The following is an 8,214-nucleotide window of genomic DNA, read 5'->3' as shown; positions in this document are numbered from 1 at the left end:
ATCTGGTTTGCCGTCTTTGGCGCCATAAACTTTGACAGTAGCTTGGTAACTGTGAGTTCCGTTAGTGCGAAGTTGGTCGAGAAGGGCTTGTCCATCTTTACCTGTCGTGTTGCCATTCAAATCCACTTCGTAGAAGTATTGACCTTTGGCCAAGCCTTCAAGCGGCAAGAGTGCTGGGTTTTTAGCTGTGCCATTGTCAGACCAAGGTGCCTTGTCAGAAGATTTGAGCAAGAGGCGCGTCAACATGCCATCGCCACCGAAAGCTTCATACGGGATGACTTGGTTAACACCAGCCAAGAATGGACCAGGAACATTCGCTTTTTCTAAGTAGCTAGCTGGAACGTCTACTGTATCTTTAGTATTCTCAGCAACGCCTTTTTTAACTTCCTCTGGAGTTGTTACTGATTGAGGAGCAGTCGCTTCACGGTCTTGTTTTGAAACTGCATCAGGAGTTGCCACTGCCTTAGCTTCTTCTTCTTTTGGTTTGTTAACTTCCAACATAACCTTCTCTTCTTTTGGTTCGTTAACTTCCGACACAGACTCTTCTTCTTTTAGTTTTGCAACTTCTTCCTTAGGAGCTAGGCCAGGCTTGTCTAAAGGATTAGTCTCATCGACTACTTCCTTTAGAGTCGGAGTCGCCTGATTTGCAGGAAGAGCTGAATCTACAGCTTCTTTCAGAACTGTCTCTGGCAACTCATTCTTTTCTACTGATGATGAATCTACTTGAAGAACTGGAGCAGGAGTTGAAGTGAGAACATCTGCATTCACAGTGTTTGGTTGCCCAACTAGTAAAAAGAAACCACTAGCAACTACGACGGAAGCCACACCCACGCTTAAACGACGGATTGACCAACGAGTATACTTTTGATTTGGATTGAATTTCATAGGATTCTCCTTTGGTTTATTTTTTTGTTGACTCTAGTATAATCCCCTAAGATTAAAAAGGAATAAGAAAAAATTAAAATTTTTCTTAAATCCCTCTTATAAAATGCTTATATCGTCTTATCACTCATCAAAAACCAGATTAAAGTACTTCCTAAAATATTCCTAGGCTTCATCATCGATCGCCTACTACAATTGATAATGAGTCAAAAAAATCCATCACTTTCGTGACGAATTTTAGTTCTTATGCTTCAAATTCAAAAACGTCACTTTTTTGCTTGTTTGGCAAAAGGAGCGAGAGCAAGATGCCAACTAGAGCCGGCAGCAACCAAGGTAGAGAAGCTTGAGCAAATGGCAGAGCATTAACCAGATTGAGAATAGCAGTTAGCTTGAATTGTCGTCCCAAAATGCTAGCAAAAGCAATCAGGGTCACCACTGCGATGGTCAACTGCATTCCTGGTTTAGAAAGTGGTAAAAAGCGATTAACCATGACAATCATCACAATCGTAATGGTAATCGGATAAAGAATTTCCAGAACTGGAACTGAATACTGAATAATAGCATTCAAACCAAGATTTGCAATAGCGAAACCAACTAGCGTAAAAATGGTCGCATACACCTTATAAGATACTTTCGGGAAGGTATTATGGAAAAATTCGCCAGTTGAGACGATAAGTCCAGCTGTTGTTGTAAAACAAGTCACCGTTACCATAATTGCTAGGAAAACTTGAGCCATCGGCCCAAAGATGGCCTGAGTTGCGGAAGACAAAACAGAGGCTCCCACATTTGCTCCTTTCGGCAAATTCGCTAGATTAAGTGGGAAGTGATTTCCAAGAAAGGCAAGGCCAATATAAAGAACGCTAAAGCCAAGTGCCACAAGAATACCCACGACCCAAATAGTAGAAATATATTCCTTTTTATTCTTGAAACCAAGCTGATTGAGGGTTGTCACGGCGACCACACTAAAAGCAACAGAAGCTAAGGCATCCAGAGTATTGTAGCCTTGAAGGAATCCTGCGCCGAAAGCTGAAGCAGCATATTCCGCTGTTGCTCCTTGAGGAGCAGTGGAACCATATTTGGCAGCGCCTAATACAACTAAAACTACAATCAATAGGGCAAAGATTGGCGTTAAATAACGACCAATACTATCAAGGATTTTCGATGGATTAAGTGCAATCAGATAGGCAAGGGCAAAATAAACCAGCGTAAACCCAAAAAGCCAAATGGCATGAGAACCTGTAGGCAACATGGGCTCAATCCCGACAGAAAATGCAGTGGTCGCCGTCCGAGGAATGGCAAAGAAGGGACCAATTGCAAGATAAAGGGCTACCAAGTAAACTACCGCAAACCAAGGGGCAATCTTTTTCGAGATTTCATCAATATAACCCTTGGGATTTAAAGTACCTATAATCAAGGTTAAAATAGCAATACCGACGCCCGATAGGACAAAGCCTCCAATAGCTGGCCAGAAATTTTGACCAGATTCCAAACCCAATTGAGGTGGAAAAATCAGGTTACCGGCTCCGAAAAACATTCCAAATAAAAGCAAACCGGTCAAGGATCCTTTTTTAATCATCATCATCTCCAGTCTTTTTAAGATTTTTCCATTATACCGATAAACACCACTCATTGCAAGGATTTTGAAATAAAAATTGCCTTTTCTCAACCCAATAAAATCACGAAATTTAATTCGATTTATTACAAATTATTTTTATTTAATTTCGATTTATATCATATACGCAATTCTTTCTTTATTAGATAGACTTATGCTATACTAGTTATAAGTTCATTTGCGAGGTTTTAATATGTTACTTCATCTAATCTGGCTCATTCCTGCTGCTATCTTTACTTTTTTAGTCTATCGGGAACCTAGAAGTTTATTCAATGCTTATCTCCTGACCTTCACTCTTATAATGATGGGCATTGTTTTAGCTGGGCTTACGATTGTTAGTCTTGAGCGATTTATTGGTTATACACCAGCTATGATTAGCTTTTATACCCTGCTTTTAGCAATTCCTATTAGTATTTTCGCTTCTACTGCTTATTTGATTTTTAATGGTCGCCAAATGCTACAGCTAGAGGGGCTCAGACTAGCCAATCTACTATCGCTTCTCTACGGCCTAGCGATCGTGGGGCTTGCTTTACTGCATTTTCTCGCTCCTCGGTCATTTCTTGCAACTTTGATTTCCCTCGCTGATTTGCTACTATTTTACGGAACCTTTCTCTATCTTTCCTATATCATCTATGCATTCTTTTTAAATATTTTTCCAGTCAAGAAAGAGCCTCAGACCATTATTATCCTCGGTGCAGGATTGTTTGGAGATAAGGTGCCTCCCCTGCTGGCTCAGCGCTTGGATAAAGGGCTAGCCATCTATGAAAAATTTAATCGGAAGCCAGCCATCATTGTCTCTGGCGGTCAGGGAGACGACGAGTGGATTTCCGAAGCAGAGGCTATGGCAGGTTATTTGATGGAAAAAGGAGTCCCAACTGACAGTATTTTCCTCGAAAATAAATCTCGCACTACGCTTGAAAATCTCATATTCAGTAAACAGCTTATGCTATCACAAGGACTGGAGCAAGATCGAGTTGTCCTAGTCACAAATTCTTTCCACGCGCTACGTGCTGGCATCTATATGAAACAAGTCGGTCTCAAAGGTCGCAGCATTGGTTCTCGAACGGCCTTCTATTTCCTTCCTTCTGCATGGATCCGAGAAACCGCTGGTTTGATCCGTATCTACTGGAAATGGCATGCGTTTATCATAGGAATTCTGCTACTTCCCTTCCTTTCCTCCTTATTCCACTCATATTTTTCATTGTAAAAAGCCCTAGAAAAGAGTACAATAATGGTAAGAAAAAAATGGAGGTCCGTCAAAAATGAAATTTACCATTGATAAAAGTTTAGCAGAACTTGGCATCACAAGTGTCGTCCTTGGCATTGCTAGAAACGTCGATCCCCAAGCACCTTTATCAGAAGCCTTTCTCCAAAAACAGAAGGAAGCAGAAAACTGGGCTTTGAACTGCAATTTAGCAGAAATCACTGACCATCCGACTATCCAAGGCTACTGTAATTTGCTACAGAAAGTTGGGCGCAGTGTTAAAAAGAACCCGCCAACAGTACCAGCTTTGATCCGCAATATCCAACACCGCGGCTCCATTCCAAGGATTAACAGCGTTATTGATATTTATAATGTAGAATCCTTGCATTCTCTCCTAGCTATCGGCGGTCATGACCTTGATAAAATCGGTGATGAGATTGAGTTTACTGTCAGTCAGAAGGATGATATTTTCCTTCCTATCTTATCCAAGGAAAAGCACGTGGCTCCGACCGACTATGTCTATCGAGATGAAAAAGGCATCCTTGCTTGGATTGACGTCCGTGACAGCGACCTTTATAAATTTGATGATAACACCAAAAATGCCATTTTCATTATCCAAGGAAATGCCCATACGTCTGTCCAAATGCGGCTAGAAGCTCTTGAACGCATCCATCAGGATTTAGCAGCAGCCATGCCAAATCTCGAATTTGAAACCCATGTCGTCCAAGCAGAAAGTCTTTAAGCAACCCTTCTCCCGACAAGTTTTTGAAGTAAAACTCCATCAAATTATAAATCAAAAAGGAAACTCAGCTGAGTTTCCTCTTTTATATGTCTAGGCTTCTTTCTTATCCGAAAATTGGCTCATATACAAGTCATGATAGAAGCCCTTGTCAGCCAGCAGCGACTCGTGATTGCCCTGCTCAATGATTTGTCCATCCTTGAGCACCAAAATCTTGTCTGCTTCTTGGATAGTGGACAAACGGTGAGCAATGACAAAGCTCGTCCGCCCCTGCATCAGAGTTTTCATGGCCTTCTGAATCAACAGCTCCAAACGAGTGTCAACTGAGGAAGTCGCCTCGTCCAAAATCAGAATCTTAGGATCGGCCAAGAGCGCCCGTGCAATCGTTAGAAGCTGCTTTTGCCCCAGCGAAATATTGCTAGATTCCTGATTCATTTCCATATTGTAACCACCTGGCAAGGTACGGATAAAGTGGTCCACGTTAGCTGATTTGGCGGCTTCCACAATCTCCTCATCGGTAGCATCAAGGTTACCAAATCGAAGATTCTCCTTGATAGTCCCTTCATAAAGCCAAGCGTCCTGCAGAACCATACCAAATTGCTTGCGATAGTCTTGGCGAGACAGCTGGCGAATATCGTGGCCGTCCACGCTGATAGAACCCTTGGTCACATCGTAGAAACGCATGAGAAGATTGATCAAGGTCGTCTTACCAGCTCCAGTCGGCCCAACAATAGCCACCATTTCACCTGGTTGAACTTCCAGATTAAAGTTGCGAATCAGCGGCTTATCTGCCACATATTGGAAATCTACATCTTTGAAGCTGACTTGACCAGTCAAGTCCTTGTCTAGCTGGACGGTGTTATCCATGACTTCATCTGGCTCATCCAAAATCTGGAAAATCCGATCTAGCGAAGACTTGGCACTCTGGAGCTGTCCTGCCAGCTGGGTGAGGTTTTGAATAGGCTGATTGACCTGCCAGACGTACTGGACAAAGGCCTGCATATTCCCGATGGTCAGCTGACCAGAAATAACTTGTAAACCACCCAAGAGAGCAACAATAAGATAGGTCAAATCCGAAATCCCATTAAGGACGGGCATCATGAGCCCTGAGATAAAGCTAGCTTTAAAGCCGACTTCCTGCAAATTTTGAGTAATAGCTTGAAAATCCTCAGCCGAGGTCTCTTCCCGACCATAAAGCTTGAGAACATTAAAACCAGACAGATTTTCCTGTACGAAGCCATTCATAGCCCCCAAAACATCCGCCTGTTGCTTAAAGTAAGGCTGGGATTTTTTAAGAATAAATCTAGCTCCAAAATAAGTCAGAGGAATGCTGACGATAACGATTAAGGCCAGCTGGACATTCAGGTAAAGAACCATTCCGATGACCAAAATCAGGGTCATAACGGCATTGACCACCTGCAAAAAGCTTTGTTGGAGTGCATTTGAGACGGTCTCCACATCGCTGGTGAAACGCCCAATCAGATCACCGAACTGGTGCTTGTCAAAGTAGGAAACAGGAATTCGATTGATTTTACGACTGAGTTCATTGCGCATGTCGCGAACGGTGCTCTGCACAGCATTGGTCATAAAATAGTTAGAGAAATAGGCACCAATCTCATAAAAGAGGGCACGAATGAAGTAAAGGAGCATGATCCAAGCCACATAGCTGCTATTGATGGCTGCACCGGGCACTCCCTTGGCCATATCCAGCAGATTTTGTGTCAGCTCTGTGATGGCAAGCCCTAGGACAAAAGGCTCTAGGACACTCATGACCACGCTGACAATCTTGAGGAAGACTGCAAGAAGCACAGCTGCTTTATAGACTTTTAGATAGCCCCATAAGCGGACAAAACTATTTTCTTTCATCTCTTCCTCCTATTCTTCTGTTAATGATTGGCTGTTGAGCTGGGAATTGGCAATTTCACGATAGATGGCATTATTTTCCATCAGCTCCTCGTGCCGGCCTCGACCCACGATTTCACCCTTGTCTAGTACAATGATTTGATCCGCATCCATAATAGTTCCAACCCGCTGAGCCACAATGAGAACCGTTGCATCCTGCGTCACTTCCTTGAGTCGGCGGCGCAAAGTCGCATCTGTCTTGTAGTCCAGAGCCGAGAAGGAATCATCAAAGATATAAATGTCTGGCTCTTTGACAACCGCACGCGCAATGGACAAGCGTTGCTTTTGTCCACCAGAAAGATTGCTGCCGCCTTCAGCCAAATGCGTCTCGAAGCGCTCTTCCCTGCTCTCGATAAAATCACGAGCCTGAGCCACATCTGCTGCTTGATTGAGCTCCTCAGAGCTAGCATCTTCCTTACCATAGCGGATATTTTCAGCGATCGTCCCAGTAAATAGCAGAGCTTTCTGCGGGATAAAGCCAATCTTCTGACGGAGGGCTTTGAGATTATAGGCACGGACATCCACACCATCTACCAAAATCTTGCCCAAGGTCACATCATAGAAACGCGGAATCAACTGAACCAAGGAAGACTTCCCAGAGCCTGTTGAGCCGATAAAGGCGATCGTTTCCCCCGGCTTGGCCTTAAAAGAAATATTATGCAGGACAGGATTTTCCGTCTCACCTGGATAGGCAAAGGTTACATTGTCAAATTCCAGATAGCCACGAGTCGCAGTTTCCGTGATCCCATTCTCATTTGGATCGATGGAAATAGGCATATCCATGACTTCCTTCAGTCGCTCGCTAGAAACCGCCGTCCGTGGATACATGGTAAAGAGACTGGACAGGAGCAGGAAGGATAGAAGGGCATGGAAACTGTACTCGATAAAGGCAACCAAATCCCCGATTTTCAGCTCGCCGCTGCCCAGTGGCTTAAGAGCAAACCAGACAATGGCCACAATCATAGCAATGATAATCTGCACAAAGAGAGGCTCCGTCAAACCCGTCAACTTAAAGAGACGGTTGGAATTCTCCGCATAGATTTCATTTTCATTAGCGAAGCGCTCTTCCTGAAATTCCTCACGGGCAAAGGCTCGAATGACCCGCAGACCGGTCAGATTTTCCCGAGCATACTGGTTGATCTTGTCCAGCGTCTTCTGCTGCTTTTCAGACAGGGGTCGCGTCTTGACCGCCACATACCAGACTACGATTGCCAAAAAAGGCACTGAAATCGCCACAATCCAAGCCATGGACGGACTGGTCAGGAAAATCATGAGGATGGACGACAGCATCATGATAGGCGTGATAGCTCCCATCTTGAGCGTTTGCTCAGCAAACTGCATGAGGACAAAGGCATCACTGGTAATCCGCGTCACCAGCGAAGAAACGCCAATCTGCTCATACTCATGATGGGAATACTCCTGTAGCTTGTCATAGAGATCATTCCGCATATCCCGCACCATGCTGGTCGTTAATTTTCCAGCGGCATAGGAGAGGACGATCCGCCCCAAAATCCCAAGGATAATAACTAGTAGCATGATAAAGCCCCAGAAATACAGGCGTTCCTGATCGCCCTGGTTAATTCCTTCGTCAATCATGCGCGCCAAAACCGTTGGCAGCCCTAGATTGACCACTACAAAAAAGATGGCCGATACAAAATCCAGCACCAACCACTTGGGGTAGCGTTTCAAATAAGACCAAATGTAAAGCATAATCCCTCCATTTTCTATAACAATAAAAAAGCACTGAAGAGTACTTTTAGACAGAAAAGAGCGCGCAAATGCACGCCTTATTAAAAATATTATAGCAGAAATATGAAAGAGCGTAAAGACTTATCAGCATATCTTTTCTTCGAGTTTGTACTATATTTTAAGAAT

The 8,214-nt window shown here is 43.7% G+C and carries 6 protein-coding genes; 2 read left to right on the top strand and 4 right to left on the bottom strand.

Annotated elements, in window-relative coordinates:
- Both D8790_RS09895 and brnQ read right to left on the bottom strand, forming a co-directional pair.
- Positions 1–885: SSURE domain-containing protein (locus D8790_RS09895; protein ID WP_125388464.1), on the bottom strand; the 885-nt coding region annotated here is incomplete at its 3' end.
- A 241-nt stretch (positions 886–1,126) separates the two neighbouring features.
- The gene (gene brnQ / locus D8790_RS09890) at positions 1,127–2,458 is read right to left on the bottom strand and encodes a branched-chain amino acid transport system II carrier protein (protein WP_125388465.1); all 1,332 of its coding nucleotides are present in this window, start codon (positions 2,456–2,458) and stop codon (positions 1,127–1,129) included.
- Positions 2,459–2,687: 229 nt separating this feature from the next.
- Here brnQ and D8790_RS09885 point away from each other — a divergent pair, with 229 nt between their 5' ends.
- Both D8790_RS09885 and D8790_RS09880 read left to right on the top strand, forming a co-directional pair.
- Entirely contained in the window at positions 2,688–3,701 is a 1,014-nt protein-coding gene (locus D8790_RS09885; protein ID WP_125388463.1) for a YdcF family protein, read from the top strand.
- Positions 3,702–3,756: 55 nt separating this feature from the next.
- Positions 3,757–4,440, top strand: coding sequence for a B3/B4 domain-containing protein (locus tag D8790_RS09880; RefSeq protein ID WP_125372314.1), 684 nt, complete (start codon positions 3,757–3,759; stop codon positions 4,438–4,440).
- 90 nt (positions 4,441–4,530) lie between these two features.
- Here the strand turns inward: D8790_RS09880 and D8790_RS09875 are convergent, their stop codons facing one another.
- Positions 4,531–6,303 (bottom strand): ABC transporter ATP-binding protein, encoded by a 1,773-nt coding sequence (locus D8790_RS09875; RefSeq protein WP_125388462.1) that lies wholly within the window; start codon positions 6,301–6,303, stop codon positions 4,531–4,533.
- Between the two features lie 9 nt (positions 6,304–6,312).
- Positions 6,313–8,049 (bottom strand): ABC transporter ATP-binding protein, encoded by a 1,737-nt coding sequence (locus D8790_RS09870; RefSeq protein ID WP_125388461.1) that lies wholly within the window; start codon positions 8,047–8,049, stop codon positions 6,313–6,315.
- Positions 8,050–8,214 lie beyond the last annotated feature (165 nt).

It is taken from the genome of Streptococcus cristatus, assembly GCF_003943535.1.
Lineage (GTDB): Bacteria > Bacillota > Bacilli > Lactobacillales > Streptococcaceae > Streptococcus > Streptococcus cristatus_L.
This window is presented reverse-complemented; position numbering and strand designations above follow the sequence as displayed.

What these genes read in the sequence shown, in the direction of transcription:
- D8790_RS09885 (WP_125388463.1), top strand. Translation starts at nt 2,688, where the DNA reads ATGTTACTTCATCTAATCTGGCTCATTCCTGCTGCTATCTTTACTTTT.
- D8790_RS09870 (WP_125388461.1), bottom strand. Translation starts at nt 8,049, where the DNA reads ATGCTTTACATTTGGTCTTATTTGAAACGCTACCCCAAGTGGTTGGTG.
- D8790_RS09880 (WP_125372314.1), top strand. Translation starts at nt 3,757, where the DNA reads ATGAAATTTACCATTGATAAAAGTTTAGCAGAACTTGGCATCACAAGT.
- D8790_RS09875 (WP_125388462.1), bottom strand. Translation starts at nt 6,303, where the DNA reads ATGAAAGAAAATAGTTTTGTCCGCTTATGGGGCTATCTAAAAGTCTAT.
- brnQ (WP_125388465.1), bottom strand. Translation starts at nt 2,458, where the DNA reads ATGATTAAAAAAGGATCCTTGACCGGTTTGCTTTTATTTGGAATGTTT.